Here is a 26,644-nt window from a genome sequence, read left to right as displayed (position 1 = left end):
AGCGTGAGCGGAGCCACGGGCGCCGGACCGACCGGTACCTCGAAGGGTACGGACACGGACGACGGCGGCCGTGGCTCCGCCGCGCGTGCGGCGGACCCGCACACGACCAACCTGAAGGCGATCAAGTCCCCGACCAAGGACTCGCCCTCGCCTGACACGCATGGATCACAGGGGGGAACTGTGACGGACACCAGAGGTCCGCAGACCCAGCAGCAGACCGCTGGAGCGGGCCCGTCCGCGTCCGGCGCCCAGCCGCAGCCCGAGCCGGCCGCGCAGGAGCAGGGCACCGCCGGACAGACGGCCTCCCCCCTGCCGGGGGAACGGCAGGCACAGCAGCAGGCCGGGCCGTACCACCCGCCGCAGGCCTACCCGGCGCAGCCGGCGGCGGCCGGTGCCGGCGCCGCTGCCGTACGGCGTCCGCGCACGGGTGCGCGCACCACGCCGCGCGTCCGCAAGGCCCGCCTGCGCGTGGCCAAGGCCGACCCGTGGTCGGTGATGAAGGTCAGCTTCCTGCTCTCCATCGCCCTGGGCATCTGCACGATCGTGGCGGCCGCCGTGCTGTGGATGGTGATGGACGCGATGGGCGTCTTCTCCACGGTCGGCGGCACGATCTCCGAGGCGACCGGCTCCAACGAGTCGAACGGCTTCGACCTCCAGGCCTTCCTGTCGCTGCCCAACGTCCTGATGTTCACGTCGATCATCGCGGTCATCGACGTCGTCCTGGCTACGGCTCTCGCGACGCTCGGCGCGTTCATCTACAACCTCTCCGCGGGCTTCGTGGGCGGTGTGGAGCTGACGCTCGCCGAGGACGAGTGACGTCCTTTGACGTTGTCCCGACAACCGATTTTGGGACTGCCCATGTCGTGCGCTAATCTTCAGGGGTCAGCGCGCGGGACACACACCGCAGAGCGCGGCGGGGCTATAGCTCAGTTGGTTAGAGCGCATCCCTGATAAGGATGAGGCCACAGGTTCAAATCCTGTTAGCCCCACCAGCGAGAAGACCCCCAGTCGATACGGCTGGGGGTCTTTTGACACCTACGGTTGACACCAACAGCGGTGGTCAGCCGATGAGCGGATCTTCCAGCAGCTCCGCGAGCATGCCGACCGCTTCCCGCTCACTGTCGCCGACCACGTGCGTGTAGACGTCCATGGTCATGCTGATCTGGCTGTGCCGGAGGATCGCCTGAGCCACCGTGGGGTGCCTTCAGGAAGGCGAGCAGGGTGTCGCAGGTGTGCCGGGCGAGCCGGACCGTGATGGCGGGGGCGCCGTTCGCGAGTGCCGGCGGAGTAGTGGCGTGCGCGGGGGAGCTCCCATCCTGCCCGCCATCGACCCAGGCAGAGCCGAGCAGACGCGGCCCATGGCGTCCAGGTCGTTCGTACAGTGGCGCGCTCCACCTGGACGCCAGGGACCACGCCCGCTCCACGGTTTGTGGGTCGACGGCAGACGGGATGGGAGCTGGGACGAGTGGTGGTGAGGAAGTGGGCGGCTAATTAGTCGCGCTTGGGCCAGATCGGGCCCTGGTCGGTCCAGATGACGCCCTTGTTGCGGCACAGGCAGAAGGGATGGCCGATCGGGTCGGTGTAGACCTGCCAGCCGTAGCCGTTGGGGCCGATGAAGTCCTGCCTCAGCGTCGCGCCGAGGTCGAGGACGCGGCGCTGCTCGGACTCGATCTCGTCCACTTCGAAGTCGAGGTGGAACTGCTTGGGGTGCTCGGTGTCGGGCCACTGCGGAGCGCGGTAGTCATCCACCCGGATGAATGCCAGCTCGATCTCGCCGAACTGGATGCCAGCCCAGTCCGCGGAGCTGCCTTTCTTGATCGGACGGCCCGTCACCTCGGAGTAGAAAGCCGCCAGCTTCATCGTGTCCGGGCAGTCGACAATGAAATCGGTGAGTCGCAGCATCCCGCGATCTTGTCACAAGCTCACCCCCGAGCCCCGTTCACCAGGAGCGGCCAGGTTTGTACCGCAGGTGCGGATCAGCAGCAGACTTCGGCGGAGCCGCTTAGTAGGCTGTGTTGGGTTTGTCATGAGCGTCCCTCATCGCTGACACCAGTACCTGACACCAACAAGGCCGGACAGCGGCGTACACCGCCGAGCCTCGACGGACAGCCAGTCGAGGCGGGAGACGAGTTGGCCGATGTTCCAGGGGTCCCATGATCGACCTGATAAGGATGAGGCCACAGGTTCGAATCCTGTTAGCCCCACATCGGCAAAGCGCCAGGTGAGAAGCCCGGTAGGTCTCCAGGACTACCGGGCTTCTACATGTGTTGATCTTGTTGCCCCGCTATTGCCCCGCAAATCCTCCACCCCCTGTCGCCCGGCGCATGTCGCGGTCCGGGCAAGCGACCGGGTGGGTTCCTCAGCCGTCCTGCCCGGGAGGCATCTCCCCGAGCGGAGGGACGACCACGGCTCCAGCAGGGACGACTGCGTTGGGGGGAGGGATGACCACGGCTCCAGGAGGGACGACGACGTTGGGCGGAGGGACGACCACGGCGGGTGGGGTAGGTGGTTCGGGTTGGGCGTGGGCGGCCGTCGTGCCCACGATGGAGAGGGCACCGGTCAAAGCCAAAGCGGCGGCTGCGGCGATGGTAGGCAGACGCATTGGTTTACTCCCTGTGTCGACGGTCGGGACGTGTCCAGCACATCTCTCGCTCCCCGACCGCGCATGCGCTGTTGGGCCGCCTGGGGGCGTCTGTACTCGTTCGTCCTGCCCCGCTTGCGTCGTGCGACTTCGTGGGGGACAGGGGATCGGGAAGTACCCCGGGAAGCGCGTGCGTTGCCTATGAGGCTCCTGTGACGCTTGCCGACGTCCCAGCGCTTCTTGAGTGAGGCCGGCCGGCCTCCCCGGAGTCATTCCCTTGGGGGGAACCTTGACGAGAAGCACCATGCCCAGACGCGTCCTGGCCCGGACGGTGGGGGTTGTCGCGGCGATGGCCGCGCTCGCGGTCGCACCGCTGGCGGGCACCGCGCAGGCCTACAGCGCGGCGTCGGGAACGCTGAGCTTCAGCGGCGACGCGGGTGAGCCCATATCCGGAGGTCAGTCGTACGAGTACACGGCTGGAGCGGTCCAGATGTTCGACGTCCAGGGCAGCACGGACGGGAACAGCCTGACCGTCGCGGTGGACGCGGAGCAGGGCACGCTCTGGCGGCTCATCGTCGCCGCCCCCGACGGTCAGAAGCTGACCGAGGGCACCACGTACACCGGGGCGAAGCAGTGGCCCGACGCCCAGCCGGAGGATCCGGAACTGGTGTTCAGCGGGACCGACAACGGGACCGAGAAGTGGTGCAACACCAACTCCGGTTCCTTCACCATCGAGCACATCGCCTTCGGCCCCTACGGCTACATCAGCGAGCTCGACGCCACCTTCGAGCAGTACTGCAACGGCTCGACGGTGCCGCTGCGCGGTGCGGTGCACGCGGTCATGCCCGAGCCTCCGGCCGAACTGGCCATGGGGATGACCGTCGACCCCGAGGGCACGGTGGAGGTGCCGGAGGGGCGGGTCACCGTCGGCGGCACCGTGACGTGCAACAAGCCCGCGAGCGTTTCGCTCAACGGGCAGGTCTTCCAGATCCAGAAGAAGGGGACGCCGGGCGCGTCCTACCAGACGACCGTGGCCTGCACCCCGGGTGCGCCCGTCCCCTGGTCGGTCAGCCTCACCAGCCAGGAGCCCGGCACCTCGTTCCAGCCCGGTGCCGCGACGATACGCAGCAGGGCCCGGGCGGACGACCGGGACTACCCGGTGACGGTCGACACCGGACAGCAGGAGTCACAGGTCACGCTCTCCAAGGGCTGACATCACTCGTCGAAGAAGGCCCGGCGGCTCCTGGGAGCCGCCGGGCCTGTACGCGGATCGCCGGGAGATGCCGGTGATCTCAGCGCTGGAGCGGAGTGAGATGGTCCGCCGGGTCGGCCTCGGTGTCGTCGACGGGGCAGTGGGCGGTGGGGGACGCCGTCGTATCCGCGAGCGTGCGGTGGCGGCAGCTGGGGGACTTGCCGTGGGCCTCGGCGTGGATGCGCTGTTTCATCGTGGGGGGCAGGGCCCTGGCGTAGGACAAGGACCTGGGGGCGGCCGCCGCCGGTGCCGTCCGCTGCTGCGGGATGAGCGCGCTGTTGCGCTCCTGCTCGGTCTGCGGTACCGCCGCCGCGGCGGTCGTGGTGACGAATCCGAGCGCCGTGCACAGGGCGAGGAAGGCGGTGACGATGGCGGTCCAGAGCTTCATGACCTTGTTCCGGGCCATAACCCCTCACTTTCGGGTCGGGCGATTTGCGTACTTTCCTCATGATGTGTATGGGGGCCGAGAAGTGGTGGACCGACGCCCGTGGCGCGTCGATGTTCGGATGAACACCACCCGGATGGGCGCAAGAGGTGCGAAAAGGTGAGGAAAGGGGCGAGAGGGGTCGAAGTAACCGTCGGTCGGCGTGTGATCACTCTCCGGTTGGAGTGGCGGACTCCGCTGCTATCGCGGTTCCCCGGACGGGAGTTGAGGGCCGACTCAGGTCACCGATCGGTATCGGTCGGTGTGTATAGTCGGGCGCCAGAGGTCCCCTACGTCAAGGAAAGACGAGGTCGCGCGGTGAAGAAGCTTCTCCTGGTCGCACTGGCCGCCATCGGCGGGCTCCTCGTGTACCGCCAGATCCAGGCGGATCGCGCCGAGCAGGATCTGTGGACGGAGGCGACTGACTCCGTGCCCACGGGTTCGTGAGTCACGACATCCCATACCGAGCACACCCCGGCCGCCTCGCGGTCGGGGTTTTGTGTGTTTGCGCGGACGGCGGGGTGCCGGGCGCGGCGGCGGGGCAGGATGGGCCACGGTTCCACGGTTCGAGGGCGCACGGCGGTTCTGCGGTCCGGTGACGGGAGGGGTGGCGCGTGAGGGGACGGTGTCGTACGGCGTGGGGGCGTGCGGGCGCGTGGCGCGGCCGTCGTCCGTCGGTGCTCGTGCGCCTGGGCGTCGTGGCGGTGGTGCTGGGTACGACGGCCGCCGTGGTGCCCGGCCAGGCCGCCCCGGCCGCCGCCGGGGCGTCCGGTACGGCGGCTCAGTCGCCGAGTCCGTACGCCTTCGCCGACGACGCCCGGCACATCGAGGGGGCGAGGAGCACCGCTGACGCCGTGGCGCTGACGCCCGGCACGGCCTACAAGAGCTCCCTCCCGAGCAGCGGCAAGGTCAGTTACCGCCTCCAGCTCGACGCCACCTCGAACGCGTACGTCTCCGTCACGGCCGTCCCCTCCCCCGGCAGTACCGTCTCCGTCATCGACGGGCTCAAGGTGTCCGTGCAGGACGACGACGGCGCCCCCTGTTCCGTCGACACGGCGAGCTTCGGCGCCGCCCGCAGTCCGCACCCGATCGCGGCATGGGGCCGGCGCGAGATCTCGCCCACCAAGCCGCTGTGCCGGGAGGCCGGGGCCTACTACGTGTCCGTCGAGCGCGTCGACCCGAAGGGCGAGGGCTCCTCGCCCGACGCCTGGGACCTGGAACTCGTCGCGATGACGGAGCCCCGGACGGCGAAGACCGGGCCGACCAGCGCACCCGAGGTGTGGAACTCCGCCTCGCCCGAGCCGCTCCAAGGGGAGGCGGAGGACCGCCGGGGCGGTGCGGGGTTCGCCGGGGCGACCCCGCTGGACCAGGGGGTCTGGCGGGACGACATCCGGCCCGGCGAGACGCTCTTCTACGAGGTGCCGGTCGACTGGGGCCAGCAGCTCCACGTCACCGCCGACCTGGGCAGCTCGGCCTCCGGCGGCACCGGCTACGCGCCCGACGCGCTGGACCTGGCCCTGTACAACCCGGCGCGCGGCCCCGTCGCCGACGTGGGCGTCGGCTACGACGGCGGCCAGAAGTCCGGCAGCCTGCCCATCCTGCCGCCGGTCGACCACGCCAACCGCTACGCCGCCGTCGGCCGGGTCGCTGCGGTGCGCTTCGCCGGCTCCTATTACCTCGTCGCCCACCTCGCCGAGAGCGTCGCCGACACCTTCGGGGACGGGCCGTTCCCGATGACATTGCGGGTCCGGGTGAGCGGGGCGGCGCGGGGCGGGCCCGACTACGTGGGCGAGTCCGAGCCGAAGGGTGTCTTCGAGGTCTCGGACCAGGACCGGGAGGCGGCGGCCGAGGGCGTGGCCGGAGGTGACGACACGGCGATGCGGGTCGTCGCGGTAGGCGGCATCGGCACGGGGAGCGCGCTGCTGGTGGGGCTCGGGGTGTGGACCGTGGTGGCTCGGCGGAGGAGCACCGGGTAGGCGCCGGGTGAGGGAGCCGGGCGGCCGCCCGGGCTGGTGCTCACGCGTGCTCAGATGCGGGTCAGGGCCCAGAACCCCACGGCGTAGCAGGCCAGGGCGAGGAGCAGGAGCGGGACCGCGACCTTGGCCGGGGGACCGGGGCGGCGGGGCGGGCGGTGTGCTCGGTGCCGTGAAGTGCCCTGTCCGGACGGAGTCCCTTGGCCGGACGGAGTCCCTTGGCCGGACGGTGGGACTTGCGGGGTCGGGGTCTGCGGGGTCTGGGCGGTGTAGGGGGCCGTGGAGGTGTTGGTGTGCTGCTGGGTTGCGGGGGGCAGCGACTGACCGGGATAACCCGCGTGGTTCGGGTACGCCGGTGGGAGCGGCTGGGACGGGGACAGGGCGTGTGTGGGGTCGTAGGGGGAGTAGAGGGCCTGCTGGTGTGAGGCCGGTGGATCGCCCTGTGCGTCGCCCGGCGTGGCGGAGTTGGTGGCGGTGGCCTGGGGCGGCGGCAGGTGGAAGCTGCCGGTGTCCGACATGGAGGGCGGCTGAGCGGGGGCCGCCGGTGGCGCGGTGTCCTGGCCGGAGCCGGGCTGTACGACCGCTGCGCCCGGGTCGGACCAGGCGTCGCCGTCGCCGGGCGCGGCGGAGCCCTGCCACGACGCCGACGCCTCCGTTCCCGAGGGGGCCTGGGCGTCCTGCCGGGGTGGCTCCTGGGCCGCCGGACCGTACCGCTGCTGGTCGGCTGCGGAACCGTACCGCTGCTGGTCGGCTGCCGGACCGGAGCTCTCCTCGTCCGTCGCCGGGCCGGGCGGCTCGTCCTCTCTCGGTCGCAGACCCCGGGCTTTCTCCAGTGGTCCGTTCGGCCCGAACCCCGGGGGCAGCGGGCCGAGTTGGTCGAAGATCTCGATCAGCTCGTCGTCCGGGCCCGGCTCGGGCAGGAGCTCCACGGCGGCGGCGAGCGCCTTGCGTGCCCCCGTGGCCGTGCGGAACCGGGCCTGCGGGTCCGGCTGGAGCAGCGTGGCCACCACCTGCCACAGCGGCTCCGGAATGCCCTTGGGCGCACCGGGGGTTCCGTGCTCGGCGAAGTACTGGATGAGCGCCTTGCTGTCCGGCTTGGCGCCCTCCAGCAGGTACAGCGCGACCAGGCCCACGGCGAAAAGGTCGGCGGGGAAGTCCGGCTCCGCGCCCAACATCTGCTCGGGCGCGAGATAACCGGGCGTCCCCACCACGAGGTTGGTCTCCGTGAGGCGGGGCTCGCCCAGCCGCATGGCGATGCCGAAGTCGGACAGCCGCAGCCGCGGCCGGCCCGTACCGGTGGCTTCCAGAAGGATGTTGGCGGGTTTGACGTCGCGGTGCACGACGTCCTCCGCGTGCACCGCGGCCAGCCCCGCCAGCAGCTGGTCGAGCAGCGTGCAGACGAAGGCCGGCGGCAGAGGGCCGTAGTCGCCGACTAGGTGGACCAGTGAGCCGCCGGCGACCAGGTCCATGGTGAAGAGGACCTTGTCGTCGTCGGCGGCCCAGCTGGCGGGGGCGAGCACATGGGGGTGGTCGATCCGCAGGGCCTGTTCGCGGACGAAGCGCAGCAGCGAGTGCGCGTCGCTCTGGAGCAGGACCTTGGCGGCCACATAGCGGCGGCGGCGGTGGTCCCAGGCGCGCCAGACGGCGCCGACCCCTCCGCGTCCGATCGGATCGACCAGTTCGTACCGGCCGGCGAACACCTCACCCATGGCTGTACGTCGCTCCTCCCCCTGTGGTCTCCCCCCTTGCTTCCCCCTCGGTGAGCGTTACGACTCCCCGACGGGCGAAACGGCTCCCCTTGGCTCCCCCGATGAGCGATACACGCCCCCTCGCGTCGACCGGTTCCCCCGTACGGCACACGCCCCCTCGTGCCCGCCCGTACCGTGACGCGGCCCCCTTCACCTCACCCGACGCCCGGTGCCGAACCCCCTTCGGCAGCCGGGAGGCGGGGTCAGCTCTGGTGGGACTGGTAGTGCGCGACCGCGTCCGAGGTGCGGCCGGCGCCGTACACCCGGAGGAACTCGGCCAGTTCCGGGTGCGTCGGGGCGAGGGTCTCCGCGGCGTCGATGATGTCGCCCGCCGCCGCGACCGAGCGCAGCAGCGACTGGATCTCCCGGACGACGCGCTTGACCGTGGGCGCCCCCGAACTGCTCGTCGTCTGCGTGGTGTTGCTGAGCACCGAGCCCCCCTGTGACTTCTTGATCTCCTCCATGCGTTCGGTGGCCTCGGCCGCGCTCACGCTGCCGTCCGCGACCTGCCCCGCCAGGTCCTGAAGCAGCTGCACCCGCTGCACCACAGCGGGATTGCCGATCTTCGCCCGCTGACCGCTCATCAGCTGCGAGAGCATCGGTGCGGACAGTCCCAGAACCCCCGCGAGACGAGCCTGGTTGAGACCAAGATCGTCGATCAGCCTACGGAAGAGCGCCCCCAACGGCTCCCCGTACCAGTTCCGCTGCAGTTCCCGCGCTCTTGCGGTGGCTTCCTGCTGTGCGGCGTCCATTGCGTCTCCCCATCGCTTCCCCAAGTACGGCGGTTCGCGGTAGCGAACCACGCCGAGCATCTTACGGAGAGTGGTCGGCGACGGGGACCCCCAATCCTTTTGCGGAATCACGGGGGTGACCCGGTACTCTGGTCTCCGACGCCGACCGGGACGTGGTTCCTCCGGGCGGACGTTCCTCTTCCGGGGCCTTAGCTCAGTTGGTAGAGCGCTGTCTTTGCATGGCAGATGTCAGGGGTTCGACTCCCCTAGGCTCCACTGCAGGTCAGACGCCCTCCGGGACCACATCCCGGAGGGCGCTTTCATGATCAAAGTCCGCATAGAGTCCACACCCCCAAGTGATCATGAATTTGTCATCGCCTGTGCGGGGGACTTGATCTACCGGGCAGGCGTCATAGGCTGCCAGCACAGACGAGGACGGCGTGACTCCCCTCGCGCGCCAGACAGAGGCTCGTCGCCACCTGCGGGACTCGGGCGGGGAGGCCTGGCCCGCGGGCGGCGACCCCCGCCGAGCGGATCGGCGGGGGGCGCTCGTACAAACGTAGACCGCCCCACCCCGTGCGCGGGGTGGGGCGGCTTGCTCTGACCGGAGTCAGAGCCAGGAACGACGCATTCCGGCGGACAGAGGTACACCGGGCGTCATCCGTATGCGCTGGGGGGTGGCAGTCCCTAACACACGCCTTCCCCATCGTGCTCGCGATATTTACCCATACGGGTAAAGACGCGGCGTCATGATCGTTACAGCTTTATCGGGTGCCAATCGACCCCCTGCCCGACTGGGTATTAGCCCGCCGCAGGGTCATCGGGGACCGCATCCGCGAAACCCGCCGACATGCAGGCTTCTCCCAGGTCCAGCTGGGCGAGCGCGTCGGCCTCGACCACAAGACGATCCACCGGTACGAGACCGCTCAGCGCGCCCCCAGCCTCACCGAGCTGCTCCTCATCGCCGACGCCCTGAGAGTGCCCCTCGCTGAACTCGTCCGATGACCAGGAGGCCCCGCCCATCCGCCACGGGGGCAGCAGACGAGCGGGGCCGGTCTGAGTCACGCGCGAGCCTGGACGATCAGCGTCCCCACCGTGCGCGGCCCGGGCGGCGCTGGCAGAACCATCGCTCGTACGTCCATGTAGCCGTGCCCAGCCAGCAGCTGCTCCCACGCGTCGGGCTCGTAGTCCCACCGCTTCACGACGAGCGGGTCCTCGTCCGGGCCACGCGGAATGTACGAGGCCTGGCAGCCGTAGCAGCCCTCGACGGGAGGCCGCTGCGAGAACACCAGCCGACCGCCAGGGCGCAGACGCTTATGTACAGCAGGCAGCAGCCGGGCCGGGTCGGTGAACCAGAGCGCCCCGTACACCGAGTACACCGCGTCGAAGGGCTCCGCCGTCTCCCGCAGGAAGCTGACAGCGTCGACCTGGTGGAGTTCCAGGCCAGTGAAGCACTCCCAGCGCTCTTCGGCTGAGTGCAGCTGTGCGGTCGAGACGTCGATACCGACGGAGCGCATGCCGATCGCGGCCAGGTGCGCAGCGTTGCCGCCCTTGCCGCAGCCGAGGTCCAGTGCGCGGCCCCCGGGCGGCAGGCGCAAGAGCTCAGATCCAGGCCCGTGGTCGGGGTACTGGGTCCAGTTGAACCAGGTCGTCTCGCCAGCCGCGTTCACCGGCCGGCGTTCGGGCCGCTGCCGCGAGTACGTGTCCCAGGCGATCGCTGTGTCCGTCACCTCAAGCTCCGCTCTTCGGGCCAGCCGTCCGGTGGAGACACCGGACGGCTGGAGTCTTGCATGGGCGCGCTGCTACGTGTTGGGGCTGTCGGTGCATCCGGCGTGGCACTGGTTGCAGTCCGCCGAGCTGCCCCACAGGTCGTGGTCGATGGTGTACCCGGCCGCCGTGATGGCTGCGAGGGTGCGCTGTCGGGTCTCGGCGCTGCCGCCGGGCGCTTTCGCGGTGGGTACGTGGTGCACGAACTGGCCGACGACCTGCTGGCAGAAGTCGGCGTAGTCGAGGGTGTGCAGGATGAACGCGTGCCACCCGATGTCGACCAGCTTGCTCGGGGCGAGGGACTGCCCGGGCTGCTGCCCGGAAGCGGCGACGAACGCGGCGGCCTGGCCGATGATGCGGCGGGCGGTCGCCCCGCCGATGTCGGGGTGGTCGGTGGTGATGCGAAGGGCGAGCCGGTTGGTCACCTCGGGGTCAACCAGGGTGATCGGGTCGGTGGTGCCCACGGGACGTTCCAACGCGATGGTCACGTGCTTCCTCCTCTTGTGGACGACGCCTCTGGTGTGAGGCGCTGGACCCGCCCACCCCGGTGCTCATGGGGTACGGGGCGAACGGGGGCTCTTGGGGCGCTGTGGGCACCGGGGGCCGCAGGCATACACCTGCGTGTCGAGCCCATAGGCCTCGACGCCGCCGCGGGACACGCCTGCGCTCACACCGCCTTCTCGGAGTGAGGCGTTGCACCAGCAGCAGTTCCAGCCCGAGTACTGGCCGTAGGTCAGCTCGGTAGGCGGCGGAGGCTTCGGCTTCCACGTCACGGCGCGCTCTCCGATGCGAGATGGCGCAGGCCGTCGCGGTCGGGGCAGTGCTGGTTGCGGAGGCACTGGCTGCACTTCGCGACGTGGATTTTGTACACGCGGTCCGCGACCGACCGGACGCATGTGCAGCAGCCGCGGGGGAAGATGGTCACCCCGCCGGGCCCGGGGCGCTCGCCGAGGTCGACGGCCGTCTCGATGGTGAGCGGGGTCTGGCACCAGGCGCAGGACGCGCCGCGGGTCTGTACCCCAGTCAGGTTGGACACCTTAGGGAGCGGCAACAGCGTGAGGGCCCTGGTGTTGGAAGCTTCCACAGCCCTCATCAGCTCTCCCGCGCAGCAGTCAACATGGGCGCCTTGTGGCATCCGCAGGACACGATGTTCCACAGTCGGCCGGCCTCTCGCCGGGCGCGGCCTGCAGGGCACAGGGCGCGGCTGACGGCGCCGCAGTACCAGCAAGCCCGGCCGTGCAGACGGGCGATGCTCACGTGCCCTTGGACCGTGACTAGCGGCTCGGTGCGGGTGCTCACCACGGCTCCCATCTGTCCGTTGCGTGGCTACGGACAGATAATGGTCCGTTACAAGGGGTGCAAGGGATACAGCGTGTATCCCCTCAGATGGCGCCGATCCAGTCGGCGAAGCTAGTCAGTGACTCGGCGTCTGCTCTCTTCAGGCGGCGGACCGTCGCGGCGGCCTCGCGGGCCCACGGGTGCTCGCGGGTGTGCTGCGGCGCGATGTGCCGAGCGACCTTCAGTGACTCGAAGGCGTCGTCAGGGCTCGCGGCCCAGACCTGGGCGCGGGCCAGCTCGATCCAGAACCCGGACTGCCGCTCGGCCGGCAGGGACTCTGGGGGCGTCCACTCCTCCGCCACGTTGAGGGCGCGCTGAACATGGTCTCGGCCCAGGCTGATCGCCACGGACACCTCGTGGGCACGCACCGAGTCCGGGCCGAACGCAGTGCCGTTGTAGGCGCCTTCGGTGAGCGTGTCGCCCAGGCGGCGAGCGTCGGCGAGGTGCAGGGCTGCGGCGTCGGCGTCGCCGGCGCGTCCGGCGATGACGGCGGCCCGCATGTGCAGTGCCCCACGTGCGGCGGTTGCGGCCCGGCCGAGTGGGCTGGGGCTGGCGTCAATGGCCCGCTCAAGCGCGGCGAGACCTTGCGTGTGGGCGCGGGCGGCGAAGAACGTCTCGGTGCGAACGTAGGCGGCTGTGGCCTGGGCGATGCGGTCGTCCGTCTGATCGGCGGCCCACCGCATCAGCTCGACGAGGCGGGCGGATAGGTCGCGGTGGCCGTACTTGTAGGCGACGGCGTCAGCGGACCGCGCGGCCACCGCGAGCAGGTGGGCGGCGCGAAGCCGGTCGGCGCCCGAGGTGTGGTGCAGCGCCGTGAGGGTGTCGGCGAGGAGTTTCGGTGCGCGCTCGGCGATGCGGGCGTACTGGGCGCCAAGCCGCCACTGCACCAGGGTGTCGGCCGCCTGGGCGAGTTCGTGCAGTGAGCAAAGCTCCGCGTCGGTGGGGATGTCGTAGGCGGCGATCGCCGCAGAGATGGCAGGGATGGCGGCGTGGACGCGGCTGTCTGTGCGGGTGCTGCCTGTGACTATGTGGCTGGGGTCGACGCTGAGGGCTCCTGAGAGCGAGTCGAGTGTGTCGTCGCTCGGGGCGCGGGCGCCGCGCTCGATGGCCTTCACGGTGGCTAGGGAGACGAAGGCGGCTCGGGCGAGTTCGGCCTGTGTCATCCGGCGGGCGCGGCGGATGGTGGCGATGCGTTGGCCTACCTCACGCATGCTGGCGCTGGGCATACTGGCTCCGTTCGGTGCGTCCACTCCGAAGGTAGCTGCGGCGTCACGCCGCGGGTACCGGCTTGCCCCGCCCGGTGGCGACTGGGCGGGGCAACCTATTGGCTCACGATCGCGGCCAGGTCCATGAGGCTGTCGATGCGCCAGTCGGCGGTCGCCATGACGTTCGGGTCGTCGGCCCACAGGTGCCCCCATGGGCCGCGCCGAATGTGCGCGGTACGTAGTCCGGCCGCTGCCGCGGGCATCACGTCGTTGGCGGGGTGGTCGCCGACGTACACCGTGTCGACGGGCGCCGCCTCGGCGACGTCGATCACCCGCTGGAAGAACTCCGCGGAGGGCTTGGCCACGCCCCAGTCGCCGGAGGTCACCACCAGGTCGGCCGGAAGACTCAGGGCCCGCAGGAGTTCACCCGCGAGGGTGGTCTGGTTGCCCGCAATGACAACCCGGACCCCGAGGTCGCGCAGTGCGGCGAGCGCGGGCCTGACGTCGTCGTACAGGTCCGTCTCCTCGATGTGCTCGCCGCGTCCGGCCGCTTCACGTGCGGCGTACTCGGCAGCCACGTCGATGCCGGGCCGGATAAGTCGGAGGGCTTCTGCGTTGTCGAGTCCCTGGGCGACGACGGCACCGACGAGGGCGGACAGGGTGTGCCGGGGGACGTCGAGCCAGTCGGCCCAGGATGCCCAGTACCGGTCATCACGGGTGATGGTTTCACCGACGTCGAAGATCACTGCGCGGATCATGGAAGCAGCGTATCCAGACACGCAGAAACGCCCCCTCCCGCCCGAAGGCGAGAGGGGGCAACCGTTTCAGCGGAGGAAGAGGGCGATGATGGCGACGACCAGGGCGCCGACGCCAACGAGCACGCTGGCGGTCTGGAGCGGCCAGCGTCTCGTCTTGAGCGCCTCGACCTGGGTGGTGGTGAGTGCCACGATGGCCTTGTCAGTGTCCTCGCGTAGCTGCTTGAGGTCCTGTTCGTTGCGGGTGGAGCGCTCGACCAGCACGGACAGGAAGCCCTTCACCTCGGCGAAGCCGGTGGAGACCGTGCCGCGGAGCCGCTCCAGCTCGACCGCGACGGACGCCTCGGGCACCGTCACTCGATCACCCCGCGCGGGCTGTGCTTGGCGGCCCAGCCGGACACGAACGTGATGGCGGCCGGGACCAGGGCGAGGACGAAACGGGGCCAGCGCGGGGGGCATCCACCCGACCAGTTCCGCGTGGTCCTGGACGGCCTCCAGCGAGGCGAGCAGGCCCGTGCTGCCGACGTATGCGGCGGCGGTGGCCGCGCTGACCTTCTTATCTACGGGTGCAGCCATGGCGTGTTCCTCACTTCTTGGGGAGCTTGAGCGTCTGGCCGATGCTCAGGTCGTCGGCGTCCTTGAGCCGGTTGAGGGTGGCGATCTCGCGCCAGCGGGAGCCGTCACCGAGGCGGCTGGCGGCAATCGACCACAGGGTGTCCCCACGGGTCACCCTGTACGTGGTGGTCGTCCCGCCCGGGATCTTGAGCTTCTGCCCGACGCTGATGCTGGACGGGTCGTCGAGGTCGTTGGCGTCGACGATGGCCGGGACCGTCACGACGTGCGCGCGGGCGATCGACCAGAGGGTGTCGCCCTTGCGCACGGTGTACGTCACGCCGGCCGAGCCGGAGCTGCCGCCCGGGGTGGGCTTCTTGCCGAGGCGCGCGCGGATGCGGCTGCGCATCGACGTCATGGTGAAGCCGCGCGGGTCGACCTTGCCGGGCTGCCACTCCAGATGCCCGATGACGCTGCGCTCGTTCCAGCCGTGGTACCGGCAGATCGCTGCCGAGACCTTCTCGATGGCGAGCAGCTGCTCGGCGGGCCACGGGTCGCGGCCGTTGCCGAGGTTGATGCATTCGAAGCCGTAGAAGTGGCGGTTGCCGTCGGTGTCCGTCTCGTTGTCGGCGGGCAGGGAGCGCTCGTCGACGACGGCGGCCAGGACGTCGCCGTCGCCGCTCCCGGCGTGGTTGGCGCGGCCGTTGCCGACGAGGTGCACGTGGCCCTGCATATCGATGACGCCGTGGCACAGCGGCCCGGGCAGGCCGCTGTAGCCGTCGTAGCAGATGTCGACCGAGGCCGCGGTGCCGGAGGTGACGGTGTGGTGGATCATCACGCCGTTAACCGGGCCCCAGGGCCCCTTGCTGTTGCGGTTGTGGGTGCGCCACCAGCGGACCTCGTGGACCGTCAGACCCTCCGCGCGGAGGATCTCCACCAGCCTCGAAGCGGACAGGGGTATGGCCATGGGGCCTCCAGACATGAGAAAGGCCCCAGCCGGGCGGCTCGGGGCTTGGGGCTCGGGGTGAAGGATGGTCAGGCGGCCTCGTACTTGGCGGTGACACGGATGAAGTCGCCGTTGGCCCAGGTGAAGGCGGTGACGGCGTCGATCAGGCCGGTGGGTGGACGCTGCCGCACAGCAGCGTCGCGGTCTCCGACTCCTGGATGCCGCCGTTGTCCCACACCGACTCGAGCAGGTCCAGGACCATGTCCTCCGTCAGCGTGGCAGCCCCACCAGCGACCACGTTCGTGACGATGGCCTCCAGCAGGCCACGGGTCTGCCGGGCAACGGTGTTGTCCGCCGGCTTGTTGTATGTGCCGCGCAGGAAGCTGAACTCGATGTCGCGGACCATCTGCTTCAGCATCTGCTCAACCTGCCAGTCGAGCTCGTTGGTGACCGGGTTCCGTTCGGCGTTGTTGATGCCGGCCTTCGCCTGGGTCGCGGCCAGCTTGGTGTAGCTGACCTCCACCGTCTCGTGGTGGATCTGCACGATGTTGGAGACGTTCGCCCGCACGCGCTCCTGACCGGTCGGCGCGTCCGCGCCCTCCAGCTTCGCGTTCTGCGCCGCTGCGCGCAGGTCGTACGTCTGCCACTCGAACTCGATCGAGTCCGTCTGCCCACCGCCGGTCAGGCCGCCGATCGCGGAGAAGAACGGCGTGTCGGCCGGGGTGAGGCTGTGGAGGATGCCCGTGTAGTTGGGCAGGTTGTAGGTGGTGCCGAGTCCGGTGATGCCGGCCATGGCCACTCTCCTTCACGGGTGTCGGGGCGCGGCGATGGCCGGGCCCGTGTCTACTGCTGCTGTGTCGCGGCGAGGCCGGGCAGCTTGGAGTTCTCCAGCTGCATGGCGAGCCGCCAGTTGCCGTCGGCCTTGGCCTGGGCAGTCTGCTGGTCGAGGGTGGGCGCCTGGTGGCCGGAGCCGCCGCCGAGGTCGCCGCCGGAGCGGCCGGGGCCCTTGGCGGGGGCGAGCTTGGAGAACTTCGTCACCGCGCTCTTGATGGCGGCCACGTTGACCTCGCCGTCGTCGCCGACGAACCGCGAGATGTCGATGTACTCGGCCGCTTCGCCGAGGTCGATGCCTGCGGCGGCGACGGCCGCGCGGAACTCTGCGGCGGCGAGCTTCTGGCCGTACTCGGATGCGGCGGCCGTGCGGCCTGCCTTCTCCGCCTCGGCGATGGCCTTCTCCTGCTCGCTCATGTTCGCGGTGCGGAGCGACTCCAGCTCGCTGTGGTTGTCCTTGGCGCGCTTCTCCCACTTGCGCGCCTCGGCCTTCCAGTCCGTGCCGTCTCCGTCCCCGGAGCCTGTGCCGCCCTGGCCGCCGTCGACGGAGCCCTGGCCGGAGTCTCCTCCGCCCTGGCCGCCGGAGCCGCCGTCGCCTCCGCCCTGGCCGCCTGCTGCGCCTCCGTCTCCGGCGCCGCCTTCGCCCTCGCCGTTGCCACCCGCGATGGCGTAGATCGGCGAGCCGTTGCGGCGGTAGCCGAGTACCTCCAGCGCGTGGTGCGTGGCGAGCGGGTGCTTGAAAGGGTGCTGCATGGTGTCTCCCGTGCGGGATCGTCCGGCGGTCGCCGTGCGGCGGATGCCGGGAGCATGAGAATGGGTCCGCAAGGTGGCGGACCCATGAGTGGTACGTGGGCTTACGAGCCCTATACGCCGGTGCTGTTAGCGTGCCGGTTCGCTGTCCATCACCTTGTGAAGCGGAATTGAGGAAATTCCCGTGATCGGTGTTGGCACAGTGCGCGGCTTGACGGCCGCCGTGGGTATGGTCCCGCTCATCCTGGTCGTTGTCCTGCTGGCTCCGACTTGGCTCGCGTGGCCGTTGCTGTCCGACGGTAGGCGGCGAGACTCCCTGAGCCTCGTGGCCGAGTTCGTCAAGTGGACGCGTGCTGCTCGCTCTTAGAGCGGTGAGCCCGCCCCGTCTGCGGACGGGGCGGGCTTTCGTGTTCCCGAGTCAGCGCGCCGAGCCGATCCGCTCGCGGTGCGGCTTGCGGCGCAGCTCCGGGTGCGCGGCCACGTGCTCCCGTGCGGTCTTCTGCCACTTGCGGATGTACGCCCCAGCGCGCTTGCGCGCGCCCTCGTCCATCGCGGCGGCCTGCTCGCGCTTCCACCGGCGGATATGCCGCTCGATCGCCCGCTGCCGCTGCGTGTCCTCGTACGTCGTCCCCGGTGTCGCGTGGTGCGGCGGCCGGGTGGACACCCCCGGCAGGTAGGCAGCGAGGCTGTGGCGGCAGTTCGGATGAAACAGCCCTGCGGCGCGCGCCTCGATCAGGCTCCCGGCGACGTGGACGACGACCGGGGGCGTCGGTGGCCGGCGGCGCAGCAGCCCGCGGCGCGGCTGCTCGGGCGGCGCGGCATGCTCGGCGAGGACGGTCTGAGGGCCGGGAGGCCCAGTCAGGGTGAGTACCTCGCCCTCCCACCGGGCGCGCGGGCACTCAACGGGAGCGTCAGACACCACCACCAGGCCCACGCCCATCTCTGCGAGCACATCGACGTGGCCCTCCACGGCCGCGCGGGCGGTGACGGACCGGACGGCCATCTCGGCGTACGACGCCATGTCCCAGCCGCGCCCGGAGCGGTCCACGAAAGCCCGTGATGCCGCGCTGCGCGAACTGGTTCAGGGCACGCTGGCTGGCCTGCCGTCGGGTCATGGTGCCGAGGAGGACGTTCCCGGCCGGGCCGGACACGATCCGCCGGTACACGTCCACGACCGCGCGCGTGATCCGCGCGTACACGGGCCGCGTGTCGGCCGCCATCGAGGCGGCGAGCCGGTCCACGGCCGGCGCGTTGGGCAGCGTCTCGCGGGCCACCAGCTCCCGGCCGATGTCCAGGGCCCCGAGTTCGGCGACGGTGGCCTGGCGGCCTCGGTTGTACGCCTCGATCAGGGCGCGGCGTACGGCGCCGTTGGTGTCCTGCTGGAGGGCGTTCGCCACGTCCTCCACGGCGGTGCGAAGGTTGCCGATCGCGGCGAGCTTCAGCTCTGCCCACCTCGGGTTTTCGATGTCGGCCTCGAGCGCGGCGGCGAGTCGTTCGAGGAGCACTGCTTCGGCGTCCTCGTAGAGGCGGGCAACCTCAGCCGCGAGGCCCTCTGCCATCGCTGGGGAGACGGGCATGCCACCTCCCAGGCAGGAGCCATTTAAGGGGCAGGCGTGATCACCGTCGTCTTTGTCGGCGCGGGAGCCACTGCGAGATCGCTTCTTGGACCCTCAAGTCTAAGGTTCTCTTTGGCTTCGGCTGCTTCGTGCCTTGAAGATTCGCCAGCCGAAGGTTCGCTAGTTGAAGGTGCGCTAGTTGAAGGTTCGCCGGGAGTTTCCGTAGGGCAACAGGATTCCTCGTCTGTGCTTTCAGGGCCGAAAGCAGCAGACCAGTGCATAGTCACCGGAGTTTTATCGATCGTAAACTTCGCGGTCCACTTTTCCTTTTCTGGATCAACTGTTGCTTGCTGCACTTTCCAAGACGCAGAGGTGGCGGACGCGCCCCGGGGCGTCTGCTCCTGCCCGAATGCATAGACAGCCCAACCCTGACGAAGTCCGCCATAGTCCCCGGCAAGGGTCACGATCACTCGCTTAGCCTGGTCAAGGACGCTTGTCTGTGTGATCGTGTTGATGTTGACAAAGGCCTCCGACTGCGATTTTTCGCTGGGCGAAGGTGAGGGGGAATCGCCTCCCCCTCCGCTCCCGCCGCCGGGCAAGACCGCTACAAATATGGCTGCTGCTCCAGCGACCAGCGCCGCCAGCAACGTTTGCCAGCTATGTGAGGCAGCAAGAATTCTCCGGACTCGGCTTGCTCGCTGCGAATCCGATGAGCCCGCCGAGGGGGATGGACCCGTGTTCGGTGGTGAGGGCGACATGTGAACCCCTTATTGGGCTGCACCACCAGAATCTCTCTCCATCGTATGAGGCGCACCGTGGAAACCCTCTGCGCCGCTCATCATCGGATCCGACACAGCTCGGCCTGTCTCGCCAAGGATCTTGTCGACCTCGGCCATGACCTGATGGTCGTCCCAGTCCGGGTGCAAGATTCGCACCGACGTCTCCCGGGATGCGGCCTCGGCCCGGTTGAGTAGCTCCACCGTGGTGGCCAGCTCGCCCAGGCCCTCGCTGATGGAGTCCTGGAACTCGACCTTCGGCGGCTCCAGGTCCAAGCCGCGGACACCGAACAACGGCCCGGCCTCCACCGCCAACTGCGCGGCGAGCGCTTCGGCGATCGCGGGCTGCCAGTACAGCGCCTTCCGCGCCCGGGTGATCAGCGACCTGCGCTCGCGGGCCTTGATCTCCGTCGCGGTCACCGCCTGGCCGTCCCCGCGCTCCCCGAACGTGCTCGCCGAGTAGCCGGCCTGCCGGGCGGCCTCGGCGACGAGCGCGGAGCAGGTGTCCATGTGCTGCTGGACGCGGATCTCGAACTGGACGACCTCCAGCGGGTTGGGGTCGCCTGGCCGCTGGAGCATGTTGAGGCCGGAGTAGATCCGCCGGTCCTCGTTCCAGGCGGCGCCCTGCCCGGGCCAGAGGCTGTCGAGCATGCTGTTGGGGACGACGATGCGGCCCTTGCCGTTGATGATGTCCCGCATCCAGCTGGACCAGGTCTCGTCCAGGGCGTCCATGAGCGGCTCGATGCCCTGGAAGTCGCTCTGCCCCCAGTAGGCGGCGGCCGGGATGTTTCTCCAGGCGCGTGCGGGGCGGACGTTGGGCGCATACGAGGCGGTCAGGTGCTTCGGGGCCCCGGTCTCGATCCAGTCCTCGCGAGTGATCTCCCGTGCGAGCGGCTCGGTGGCCGGGTGGTCCTGGAGGGGCACGCGGCGGCCAAGCATGCCGGGAGTGCCGACGTACAGGGCGTGCAGGATCCGGCCGCGCTCGTGACGCTCCAGGTGCTGCCACACCGTGTTCCCGTCGACCTCCACCACCTTCCAGAACGTGGAGGCGCGCAGCCGCCCGTGCGCGAACTCGGGCACGGCCTGGTCCGCGGGGACGGCGGTCAGCCATGGCGGGTCCGAGATCTCCTCGTCCCAGACGAGCCTCAGGTACGCGCCGCCGAGGGCCGCGCACACCTCGCCGCCCTCCAGCAGCGTCGGGTGGAGCTGCTCGGACAGCTTCTCCAGCCGCTTCTTCGTGGCATCGTTGGAGCCGGTCAGCGTGGGAGGCTCGGAGAACAGCAGCATCGAGCTGGTGCGGGCGATGTCCCCGGCGAGCGGGATGTGCAGCTTCTCGCGCTTCTGGCCGGGCTCGGTGGGCTGCCCCCAGAACCAACGGCTGATGGCGCCGATGACTCCGCCGCGGTACTGGCTGGGCCGGTTCTCGGGCAGTTCGCGGATGCCGCGGTGGAGGTAGAGGTCGCCGAGCCGATCCGGGTCATTGGAGTACCAGGCGTCCCAGTCGGCAATCGCGTTTTGTACGCATGGGTCGGTGGGTGGCCATGGCATGTCACTTTCTGGTAGCGGCACGTCATTCCACCTCACATCGACAACGTGGCTGGGTATGAAAGACGGGGGCGCGGCAGCCGTGAGCGCTTCCAAGTACGGCATCGCAGGGGGGAACCATGGATGGCGGAGACTGGCTCACGATTGCTGGAACATTGCTTTCTTCCGTCACCCTGATACTGATAGCTCGCATCACCATCAGAAGTGAGCGGAAGGCAGTCGAGCGAGCTGCCGCACAGGCGGAAAGGGATCGCCAGCGTGAACACATTTACCGAATCTGGCTTCAGAAGCAGGAGGTCGCGGAATCTATTCGCTTGGCTAGCGGGAAATGGCTGGACCTAATTGCTGCGGCCTACCAAGACCTCCTAGACGGTAGGAGCGTGGATGCCGAGTTCGGCAGTGAATCCGATACGCTCAGGAAAGAGCTGTACTCGGCCATCGCTCACGCGGCTGGTGTCGGCATCTGGATCTCATCGGGTGACCATGAGGTAGATGGTTTCCGTGCCCTAGACAGGAACTCCCTGGTCAGGGTGCCCATGTATCAAGCCCTCGCTCGTGCCAGCAGGATTGTGATAACGGCCAGTCGGGGCGATCTCCAGTCAGGGCGAGCGATTGACCTTGAGGAGATCAAAAAACTTCTTGAAGGGGCTAAAGACAGTCGAGAAACCGAACTTCTGCGAATTGCCGGGGAGGTAGCCCGTCAGGAGCCGCCATCACCCCCACCGCCACCTCACAATTACTTGCTCGATCCTCCTGGAGGGGGAAGCTATTCGGGGGGCCCGGGCGGGGGTGTTCTTTAGTTGTCGTTGCCCTCGATCACTATGAATCAGGCGGCCGCCTCCAAGAGCATCGGGATGTGCGGCCGCCACAGGGCCTCGGTCGTGCGGACGCCGTACCTCAACGCGTCACAGCTGTGGTCGTCGACCTTGATCGGGGCGTCCTCGCCCTTCTCGGCCTTCTCGTCGGCCCAGCAGTAGCCGGGGAGTTCCTCGATAAGCCCGCGCGCGGACGGGTGGATACGCAGCCGGTCACCAGCGAACAGCGAGGCGACCGTGCGGATGCCGTCCACCACCGTGTTCTCGGCCGGGGTGACGCCCGAGACGCCATCGCGGTGCAGCTGCTCGATGTACGAGGCTGCGGACGGGTCGACGACCGTCCACTCCGGGCGCACTCCGAGCACGTTGGTCTGCGGCTGCGCCACGGAGGCGAGCCAGCGCTTGCGGGCCTGGCTGTACTCGACGTCGGTCATCTTCCGGCGCTGCGCCCGCGAGTCCCACCGGTACTCCGACACGACGTACAGCCGCTGATCCGCGCCGAGGCCGATCAACAGGTCGGCGTAGGGGTTGGTCGTGCCGTAGTCGATCGCGTCGCACAACCAGCGGCTGATGTGCGGAATGTCGGCGACGACGTGGCGCTGCTCGTCGAAGGCCTCGTAGATGGCGCCTTCGGCCTGGACCCGTGCCCGAGGATGTTCCGCCGGTAGAACAGGCCCACGTACGTGCTCTTGAGCGAGGCGACGTACTCGGGGTCGAGGAATGGGTTGTCGTCCAGGGTGAAGTGCCAGGCGCGGAGCCGGGTCTCGGCCGGCCGCTTCAGGTAGTCCCTGCGGAACCAGTGCGCGGGATTGTCCGGGTTGGTCGTCGTGAAGATTTTCGCGCCCTTGACCGAGCAGCGCGCCACCAGCTGGTCGAAGAACGTCTTCGGCAGGGTGGTCGCCTCGTCGACGTACGCCCCCGCACAGGTCATTCCGCGGACCTTGGGCTCCGCCTTGGCGTCGTTCGCCCCCATCACGTGGACGGCGCGGCCCATGATGTAGGCGATCGGGGCGCCGTTGGTGTACTTGATCAGCTTCGCGAGCGGGCCGAACAGGTCCGGGTTCATCAGCGGAGCGATCACGTACCGGTACAGCGTGTCCCGGGTGCGCCCCACCATGACCAGCTCGCCGCCGGTCGGGGCCGTCGCGACGAAACTCGCGGTCGTCTTCCCGGACCGGACTGAACCCTCCCACGCGTTGATGCGCGCCTCGGCCTGAACGATGGACCGGATCTGCTTGCGGGGCAGCGGAAGCGCATCAAGGAGACTCACCCTCCGCCTCCTCGTCGGCGGCCTCGTCGTACACCGCCTTGAGGCCGGCCATCAGCTTGCCGAGCATGGACTGGGCGTCCTCGGCGCCGGAGTCGTCGGCGGGCGGCACGAGCTTCAGGGACTTCTCCAGGGCGATCCCGGCCGCGCTCATGAGCGCCTTCTTGTCGACGGCCGGGGGCTCTTGGACCTCGCGGGAGGCGAAGGTGTTGTCCTTGCCGCCGAAGTTGAACACGACGGCCGGTTCCCACATCTGCTGGGTGAGCCTGAGCGCGTCCAGGTGGAGGTCCAGGGCGGTGTCGGCGCGCAGGGCGGCGAGCTGGGCGACGCGGGCGCGGGTGGCTTCCTCGGTCATCGATGTGTCGAAGGTCAGGCCGAGTTCGGCGGCGATGACGGACACGGTGCGCTGGGCGCGGTCGATCTCGCGGGCGATGGCGTTGAGGCCCATGCCGAGGGCGTGCAGTTCGCGGACGCGCTGGTAGTCCTCTTCGGTGACCGGGCGGCCGTACTGGTTCGGCATGGCACCTCCCGGACATGAGGAAGGCCCGGCCGTATGGGGAGAACGGCCGGGCCAGTCGTGGTGCGGGGAGCGTCAGCAGCTCTCCCCGATCTTGACGGTGTCGAAGTTGACCGTCGTCGACGTCGGGTGCTCGCCGGGCTCCGGAGTCTGGGAGCAAACCGTCCAGTTGCGGTCGAAGACCTGCATGCGGCCGGCGCCGGTCGCGTCGGATGACGTGAGGATGAAGAAGCCGGCGGCTTGCGCGCCGTCCTGGGCTTCCTGGAGTCCTTGGCCGGTGAAGTCGGGCAGCGTCGCGGTCTCCGACCCAGCGTCGGCGCTGGCCTCGGTGTCCGTGTCGGCGGCCTCGGTGTCCGTCTCGGCAGTGGCCGTGTCCTGCTTCGTCTGCTCGCTGGGTTCCTCGGCGACGGCGTCAGGCTTGCTCGAGCCGGTGTCCTCAGTGCCCTCGCAGGCGGTGAGCGTGAGCAGTGCTGCGGCGGTGAGCACGCCGATGGTGGTACGGATGCGCATGGTCCCCCCTGGGATGTTGTTGCTGAGGGGCCATCATGCGCTGCACGAGCACAGCGTGAAGGCTGTGTGTCTGTTCTGTGACGAAGTGTGAGTCGCGCAGGGTGAGCGGCCAGAGCAAACCCGCACGGTGTGAGCGATCGGGTGTGCCCTGCGCGGCGGTCTGTGGGTACGCGAACGGCCCCCGGGCGGGTGGCTGCGGGGGCCGTCGGTGAAGTGATCGTGTCCGGGCACGCCGGACGTGAGGCCAGGATGCGGCATGATCGCCCGGAACGCAACTACATCTCAGGCCCGTCGGTGCGGTCCGGGTCGGGCGCAGGATCCGGTCGACGTGAAGGATCGCGAGGCGGCTTGGGTGTCCGCATGGCCATGATGACTGCGGCGATTCCACCGCAGAGCCCACCCAAGGAACCGAGAAGCCCGCTGGAGGCACCGAGGGCTTCGAGCCAGAAATTCTCGTAGTGAGCCGGGCTGCCAGGTGGGAAGACGCCATCACTCTTCGGCAGGGAAAGCAGCAGCAGAATGGCACCCACTGTGAAAGCCACAGCCGAACGCCAGGCTAGGCGGCGGATGTCGTCCTTGCGTGTGCGTGATCTGTTCATGGCCCCCCGTTGACGGCGCTTGGAGGCGTTGCCGTCCTGAAGTTACGGCGGCGCGTCATTCACTTGTTCAGCGGCTGAGCGCGCAGCCAGCAGTAGTGCCAGTCTGCATCAGGGTGGGGGTCAGCTCCCCACATCCGCAGCACGTAGGTGCCGCCGCTGATCTCCATCTGGCCAGGCGGCCGGCCGTGCTCGCCGGGCTGCACCGTCACTCGCCGCCATCGGCCGGGCCACCCTCGATCCCGAAACGCATGTCCACGTCTGTCCAACTGGTCGATCGGACCTGTGGTCACGCGAAGGTCCCGCCGAATCCGGCGGGGGCCTGTCGTGTGCGTCCTGCGATGCCTCACTGCCCCTGGACAACCACGTCGGTGATCTCCACGGAGACCTTCGTGCTCGCCGAAGCGGTGCTGAGCACGGTGGGGGTGTAGTTCAGGCTCGTCCGGTCCGACAACTCAGCCGTCTCGATGACCGGGCCGGAGTCGCCGCCGCGGATCTCGTAGGTGATCTCGTACACGGCGTCCGGGTCGATGTCGTCGGTGAGGCCCAGGTAGCTCAGCTTCGGCTCCACGGTCATGTTGCAGCCCGCCGACCCGAAGCATTGCCGGTCGGTGGTGCGCAGCTTGATGGTGAAGCTGTCGGCGTCCAGCTCGCTGTACGTCGGCTCCGGTTCCGGCTCGTCGGCGGCGGTGGTCGCGAGGTCCTCGGCTGGGGCGCTCGATGCGGTGGTGGTGGCCGGCGCACTTTCCTTGTCCTGTGACTGCACGACGACGATGCCGGTGGCGACGATCGCGGCGATCACGGCGGCGGCTGACCCGATGATGATCGCGTTCGTACAGGACTTCGCGGGCTTCGGCGGCTCGGGTGGGAGCGGTGGCGGGAAGTCCGGCTGCGGCGGCGTGGGTGTGCTCATGGTCCCCCCAGGTGATGCGTGATGTGGTGCATGATGCGCCTGTGTGAAGGTGCAGTGAAGGCGCTGTTCCTGATCTGTGACCCGAAGTCACTCAATGCGGGTACTACCTCGTGCCTGCGCCGAGCGCTCCGGCCGGTAGATGGTGGGTAGATCAGCCAGTAGAAGGCGGTAGGTGAGCTGATAGACGTGCAGGTCAGGCGGCGGTAGACGGCTCGGTAGACGCTTCCTGCGGCTCGGCCGGGGAAGGGGCTTCGAGGTCCCGCCGGCGCACCCCCCACGTCGGCACTCCAGACACCTTCACGGAGCGGTCGACGGGGATGTCCAGGCGCTCCAGGTGCACGCGCAGATCGGCCACCTTTCGGCCCTCCCACTGGCCGTGCTCCTGGAGGTGCGCGAGGACCGTCCGGAGGTGCACTCCACTGCCGGTCCCCATGATGTCGAGGAGCAGCCGCCGGACCGCCTCCACATCAGGGCCCGGAGCACCGTCGGCGGGTCCCTCATCGGTGCTCTCGGGGGAGGCAGCCTTCCGGGCTTCCAGGCAGCCGCCGTCCACCCGGCCGACAGCAGCCACAGCAGGCCCGGGAAGGTGCGCACCAGGCCCCACAGGCCGTAGAGGCCCAGGACGAGGACGGCCAGGCGCAGCCAGCAGCCGAGAGCGGCGCGCCAGCCGGTCAGGTCGTCGCGGCGGGCCCGGGCCACCCACGCGGTGATGCGGGCGCCGATGCGCCGGGCGAGGACGCTGGAGCCGTCCGCGAGGCGGTCGACGGTACGGGCAAGGCGGTTCACAGGAGTCCGGCCCCCTGCACTGCGGCAACCACGCCGTCGCCGACTGCGTTGAGCGCTCCGGGCAGCCAGGCGAGGGCGCCGGCCACGCCTGCGGTCAGGCACAGGGTGCTGCCCACGTAGGCGCCGCCGATGATCCGACGGCGGTCCTTCCGCCCAGCCTCCCTGTAGGCAAGGACGACGAGGAGGACGGCGATGACGACGATGACCGCGCCGGTGGCGCCGAGGCCGACGAGCTGACCGGTGGTGAGGCCCTGGGTGGAAGTGGTGCCGGTCGTGGCCTGGCTGGTGCGCTCGCCGAGGCCGTTGCCGACGGTGCCCGAGCGGGAGTGAGCCCAGCCGAGGATCCCGCCGGGGCAGGCGGCGGCGCCGAAGCCCTTCGAGTGCCAGGTCTGGCGCATGACGCCGTCGTCGGTGGTGGTTTCGACGCGGCCGGCGGAGCCGTTGCAGCTCTGGCAGGTCACGGCGTGGCTGGGCTGTTTCGCGGGCTGATCGGTACGCTCCATGGCGGAC

At 69.4% G+C, this 26,644-nt stretch carries 28 protein-coding genes, 2 tRNA genes and 1 pseudogene; 7 read left to right on the top strand and 24 right to left on the bottom strand.

Translation table 11 applies throughout. The features are described from left to right. Nucleotides 1-3 precede the first annotated feature (3 nt). Both GTY47_RS17775 and GTY47_RS17770 read left to right on the top strand, forming a co-directional pair. Entirely contained in the window at nt 4-816 is an 813-nt protein-coding gene (locus GTY47_RS17775; RefSeq protein WP_010032684.1) for a DUF3566 domain-containing protein, read from the top strand. Nucleotides 817-915: 99 nt separating this feature from the next. Next, nucleotides 916-992, top strand: a tRNA-Ile gene (locus GTY47_RS17770). A gap of 68 nt (nt 993-1,060) precedes the next feature. On the opposite strand, the pseudogene GTY47_RS17765 reads toward GTY47_RS17770, so the two are convergent. After that, a pseudogene (locus GTY47_RS17765) lies at nt 1,061-1,256 on the bottom strand (site-specific integrase); the annotation flags it as partial. Nucleotides 1,257-1,491: 235 nt separating this feature from the next. After that, on the bottom strand, nt 1,492-1,902 hold the full coding sequence (locus GTY47_RS17760) for a VOC family protein (RefSeq protein ID WP_010032682.1): 411 nt from the start codon (nt 1,900-1,902) through the stop codon (nt 1,492-1,494). A gap of 983 nt (nt 1,903-2,885) precedes the next feature. Between GTY47_RS17760 and GTY47_RS17755 the strand changes: the two genes are divergently transcribed. After that, nucleotides 2,886-3,794, top strand: a complete 909-nt coding sequence (locus GTY47_RS17755; protein ID WP_040902366.1) for a hypothetical protein — start codon at nt 2,886-2,888, stop codon at nt 3,792-3,794. 79 nt (nt 3,795-3,873) lie between these two features. On the opposite strand, the gene GTY47_RS17750 is transcribed toward GTY47_RS17755, so the two are convergent. Beyond that, nucleotides 3,874-4,239: a DUF6344 domain-containing protein gene (locus GTY47_RS17750; RefSeq protein WP_010032677.1), complete on the bottom strand. Its 366-nt coding sequence runs from the start codon at nt 4,237-4,239 to the stop codon at nt 3,874-3,876. Nucleotides 4,240-4,575: 336 nt separating this feature from the next. On the opposite strand from GTY47_RS17750, the gene GTY47_RS40990 reads away from it, so the two are divergent. Beyond that, entirely contained in the window at nt 4,576-4,704 is a 129-nt protein-coding gene (locus GTY47_RS40990; protein ID WP_003999697.1) for a DLW-39 family protein, read from the top strand. Between the two features lie 167 nt (nt 4,705-4,871). Further along, nucleotides 4,872-6,233 carry a hypothetical protein gene (locus GTY47_RS17740; protein WP_040902365.1) on the top strand — a complete coding sequence of 454 codons (1,362 nt, stop codon included), beginning with the start codon at nt 4,872-4,874 and terminating at the stop codon, nt 6,231-6,233. A 50-nt stretch (nt 6,234-6,283) separates the two neighbouring features. Here the strand turns inward: GTY47_RS17740 and GTY47_RS17735 are convergent, their stop codons facing one another. After that, on the bottom strand, nt 6,284-7,939 hold the full coding sequence (locus GTY47_RS17735) for a serine/threonine-protein kinase (RefSeq protein WP_010032654.1): 1,656 nt from the start codon (nt 7,937-7,939) through the stop codon (nt 6,284-6,286). A gap of 242 nt (nt 7,940-8,181) precedes the next feature. Beyond that, complete coding sequence (locus tag GTY47_RS17730; RefSeq protein WP_010032653.1) at nt 8,182-8,730, bottom strand: DNA-binding protein; 549 nt, start codon at nt 8,728-8,730, stop codon at nt 8,182-8,184. A gap of 182 nt (nt 8,731-8,912) precedes the next feature. Between GTY47_RS17730 and GTY47_RS17725 the strand changes: the two genes are divergently transcribed. Both GTY47_RS17725 and GTY47_RS17720 read left to right on the top strand, forming a co-directional pair. Then, nucleotides 8,913-8,985 (top strand) — tRNA-Ala (locus GTY47_RS17725). Nucleotides 8,986-9,480: 495 nt separating this feature from the next. Then, nucleotides 9,481-9,714 carry a helix-turn-helix transcriptional regulator gene (locus GTY47_RS17720; RefSeq protein WP_029180675.1) on the top strand — a complete coding sequence of 78 codons (234 nt, stop codon included), beginning with the start codon at nt 9,481-9,483 and terminating at the stop codon, nt 9,712-9,714. 56 nt (nt 9,715-9,770) lie between these two features. Here the strand turns inward: GTY47_RS17720 and GTY47_RS17715 are convergent, their stop codons facing one another. The 19 genes from GTY47_RS17715 to GTY47_RS17625 form a co-directional block, all read right to left on the bottom strand. Next, a complete protein-coding gene (locus GTY47_RS17715; protein WP_010032651.1) occupies nt 9,771-10,439 on the bottom strand; it encodes a class I SAM-dependent methyltransferase in 669 nt (222 codons plus the stop codon). A gap of 72 nt (nt 10,440-10,511) precedes the next feature. Continuing rightward, entirely contained in the window at nt 10,512-10,964 is a 453-nt protein-coding gene (locus GTY47_RS17710) for a hypothetical protein (protein WP_010032649.1), read from the bottom strand. 281 nt (nt 10,965-11,245) lie between these two features. Next, the gene (locus GTY47_RS17705) at nt 11,246-11,512 is read right to left on the bottom strand and encodes a hypothetical protein (RefSeq protein ID WP_158688377.1); all 267 of its coding nucleotides are present in this window, start codon (nt 11,510-11,512) and stop codon (nt 11,246-11,248) included. Nucleotides 11,513-11,858: 346 nt separating this feature from the next. After that, nucleotides 11,859-13,040, bottom strand: coding sequence for a helix-turn-helix transcriptional regulator (locus tag GTY47_RS17700; RefSeq protein WP_010032645.1), 1,182 nt, complete (start codon nt 13,038-13,040; stop codon nt 11,859-11,861). Between the two features lie 95 nt (nt 13,041-13,135). Next, nucleotides 13,136-13,777 (bottom strand): HAD family hydrolase, encoded by a 642-nt coding sequence (locus tag GTY47_RS17695; protein ID WP_010032644.1) that lies wholly within the window; start codon nt 13,775-13,777, stop codon nt 13,136-13,138. Nucleotides 13,778-13,843: 66 nt separating this feature from the next. After that, nucleotides 13,844-14,350: a hypothetical protein gene (locus GTY47_RS40985; RefSeq protein ID WP_231911152.1), complete on the bottom strand. Its 507-nt coding sequence runs from the start codon at nt 14,348-14,350 to the stop codon at nt 13,844-13,846. A gap of 10 nt (nt 14,351-14,360) precedes the next feature. Further along, nucleotides 14,361-15,293: a LysM peptidoglycan-binding domain-containing protein gene (locus GTY47_RS40290; RefSeq protein WP_010032642.1), complete on the bottom strand. Its 933-nt coding sequence runs from the start codon at nt 15,291-15,293 to the stop codon at nt 14,361-14,363. A gap of 142 nt (nt 15,294-15,435) precedes the next feature. Further along, nucleotides 15,436-16,065: a DUF5309 family protein gene (locus GTY47_RS17670; protein WP_010032640.1), complete on the bottom strand. Its 630-nt coding sequence runs from the start codon at nt 16,063-16,065 to the stop codon at nt 15,436-15,438. Nucleotides 16,066-16,115: 50 nt separating this feature from the next. Beyond that, nucleotides 16,116-16,856 (bottom strand): hypothetical protein, encoded by a 741-nt coding sequence (locus GTY47_RS17665; protein WP_010032638.1) that lies wholly within the window; start codon nt 16,854-16,856, stop codon nt 16,116-16,118. Nucleotides 16,857-17,271: 415 nt separating this feature from the next. Further along, entirely contained in the window at nt 17,272-17,856 is a 585-nt protein-coding gene (locus GTY47_RS41640) for a phage minor capsid protein (protein ID WP_267880826.1), read from the bottom strand. Continuing rightward, nucleotides 17,765-18,430 (bottom strand): phage minor capsid protein, encoded by a 666-nt coding sequence (locus tag GTY47_RS41635; protein ID WP_267880825.1) that lies wholly within the window; start codon nt 18,428-18,430, stop codon nt 17,765-17,767. The genes GTY47_RS41640 and GTY47_RS41635 overlap by 92 nt, the downstream gene beginning before the upstream one ends. Before the next feature lie 746 nt (nt 18,431-19,176). After that, entirely contained in the window at nt 19,177-20,733 is a 1,557-nt protein-coding gene (locus GTY47_RS17655; RefSeq protein WP_010032631.1) for a phage portal protein, read from the bottom strand. A gap of 823 nt (nt 20,734-21,556) precedes the next feature. Continuing rightward, the gene (locus tag GTY47_RS41880) at nt 21,557-22,105 is read right to left on the bottom strand and encodes a hypothetical protein (RefSeq protein WP_324604433.1); all 549 of its coding nucleotides are present in this window, start codon (nt 22,103-22,105) and stop codon (nt 21,557-21,559) included. Continuing rightward, on the bottom strand, nt 22,054-22,815 hold the full coding sequence (locus GTY47_RS41875) for a phage terminase large subunit (RefSeq protein ID WP_324604432.1): 762 nt from the start codon (nt 22,813-22,815) through the stop codon (nt 22,054-22,056). Before GTY47_RS41875 ends, GTY47_RS41880 begins: the two co-directional genes overlap by 52 nt. Then, a complete protein-coding gene (locus tag GTY47_RS17645) occupies nt 22,802-23,332 on the bottom strand; it encodes a helix-turn-helix domain-containing protein (RefSeq protein ID WP_010032629.1) in 531 nt (176 codons plus the stop codon). The genes GTY47_RS41875 and GTY47_RS17645 overlap by 14 nt, the downstream gene beginning before the upstream one ends. 72 nt (nt 23,333-23,404) lie before the next feature. Further along, a complete protein-coding gene (locus tag GTY47_RS17640) occupies nt 23,405-23,839 on the bottom strand; it encodes a PASTA domain-containing protein (protein WP_010032626.1) in 435 nt (144 codons plus the stop codon). A 942-nt stretch (nt 23,840-24,781) separates the two neighbouring features. Then, nucleotides 24,782-25,348 carry a hypothetical protein gene (locus GTY47_RS17635; protein WP_010032623.1) on the bottom strand — a complete coding sequence of 189 codons (567 nt, stop codon included), beginning with the start codon at nt 25,346-25,348 and terminating at the stop codon, nt 24,782-24,784. A gap of 297 nt (nt 25,349-25,645) precedes the next feature. Continuing rightward, nucleotides 25,646-26,134: a hypothetical protein gene (locus GTY47_RS17630; RefSeq protein ID WP_158688376.1), complete on the bottom strand. Its 489-nt coding sequence runs from the start codon at nt 26,132-26,134 to the stop codon at nt 25,646-25,648. After that, entirely contained in the window at nt 26,131-26,637 is a 507-nt protein-coding gene (locus GTY47_RS17625; protein ID WP_010032619.1) for a hypothetical protein, read from the bottom strand. The genes GTY47_RS17630 and GTY47_RS17625 overlap by 4 nt, the downstream gene beginning before the upstream one ends. Between the last annotated feature and the right edge of the window lie 7 nt (nt 26,638-26,644).

Origin of the sequence: Streptomyces sp. SID5464 (assembly GCF_009862985.1) — a bacterium.
In the GTDB taxonomy this organism is placed as follows: Bacteria; Actinomycetota; Actinomycetes; order Streptomycetales; family Streptomycetaceae; genus Streptomyces; species Streptomyces chartreusis_D.
The sequence above is the reverse complement of the archived record's forward strand: the minus strand, read 5'-3'. Positions and strand labels throughout refer to the sequence as shown.

Bases quoted from the DNA above. Each gene is read 5' to 3' on its own strand.
- GTY47_RS17760 (WP_010032682.1), bottom strand. From the start codon at position 1,902: ATGCTGCGACTCACCGATTTCATTGTCGACTGCCCGGACACGATGAAG.
- GTY47_RS17755 (WP_040902366.1), top strand. From the start codon at position 2,886: ATGCCCAGACGCGTCCTGGCCCGGACGGTGGGGGTTGTCGCGGCGATG.
- GTY47_RS17750 (WP_010032677.1), bottom strand. From the start codon at position 4,239: ATGGCCCGGAACAAGGTCATGAAGCTCTGGACCGCCATCGTCACCGCC.
- GTY47_RS17735 (WP_010032654.1), bottom strand. From the start codon at position 7,939: ATGGGTGAGGTGTTCGCCGGCCGGTACGAACTGGTCGATCCGATCGGA.
- GTY47_RS17730 (WP_010032653.1), bottom strand. From the start codon at position 8,730: ATGGACGCCGCACAGCAGGAAGCCACCGCAAGAGCGCGGGAACTGCAG.
- GTY47_RS17700 (WP_010032645.1), bottom strand. From the start codon at position 13,040: ATGCCCAGCGCCAGCATGCGTGAGGTAGGCCAACGCATCGCCACCATC.
- GTY47_RS17695 (WP_010032644.1), bottom strand. From the start codon at position 13,777: ATGATCCGCGCAGTGATCTTCGACGTCGGTGAAACCATCACCCGTGAT.
- GTY47_RS40985 (WP_231911152.1), bottom strand. From the start codon at position 14,350: ATGGCTGCACCCGTAGATAAGAAGGTCAGCGCGGCCACCGCCGCCGCA.
- GTY47_RS40290 (WP_010032642.1), bottom strand. From the start codon at position 15,293: ATGGCCATACCCCTGTCCGCTTCGAGGCTGGTGGAGATCCTCCGCGCG.
- GTY47_RS17670 (WP_010032640.1), bottom strand. From the start codon at position 16,065: ATGGCCGGCATCACCGGACTCGGCACCACCTACAACCTGCCCAACTAC.
- GTY47_RS17665 (WP_010032638.1), bottom strand. From the start codon at position 16,856: ATGCAGCACCCTTTCAAGCACCCGCTCGCCACGCACCACGCGCTGGAG.
- GTY47_RS41640 (WP_267880826.1), bottom strand. From the start codon at position 17,856: ATGGCCGTCCGGTCCGTCACCGCCCGCGCGGCCGTGGAGGGCCACGTC.
- GTY47_RS41635 (WP_267880825.1), bottom strand. From the start codon at position 18,430: ATGCCCGTCTCCCCAGCGATGGCAGAGGGCCTCGCGGCTGAGGTTGCC.
- GTY47_RS17655 (WP_010032631.1), bottom strand. From the start codon at position 20,733: ATGCCATGGCCACCCACCGACCCATGCGTACAAAACGCGATTGCCGAC.
- GTY47_RS17645 (WP_010032629.1), bottom strand. From the start codon at position 23,332: ATGCCGAACCAGTACGGCCGCCCGGTCACCGAAGAGGACTACCAGCGC.
- GTY47_RS17640 (WP_010032626.1), bottom strand. From the start codon at position 23,839: ATGCGCATCCGTACCACCATCGGCGTGCTCACCGCCGCAGCACTGCTC.
- GTY47_RS17635 (WP_010032623.1), bottom strand. From the start codon at position 25,348: ATGAGCACACCCACGCCGCCGCAGCCGGACTTCCCGCCACCGCTCCCA.
- GTY47_RS17625 (WP_010032619.1), bottom strand. From the start codon at position 26,637: ATGGAGCGTACCGATCAGCCCGCGAAACAGCCCAGCCACGCCGTGACC.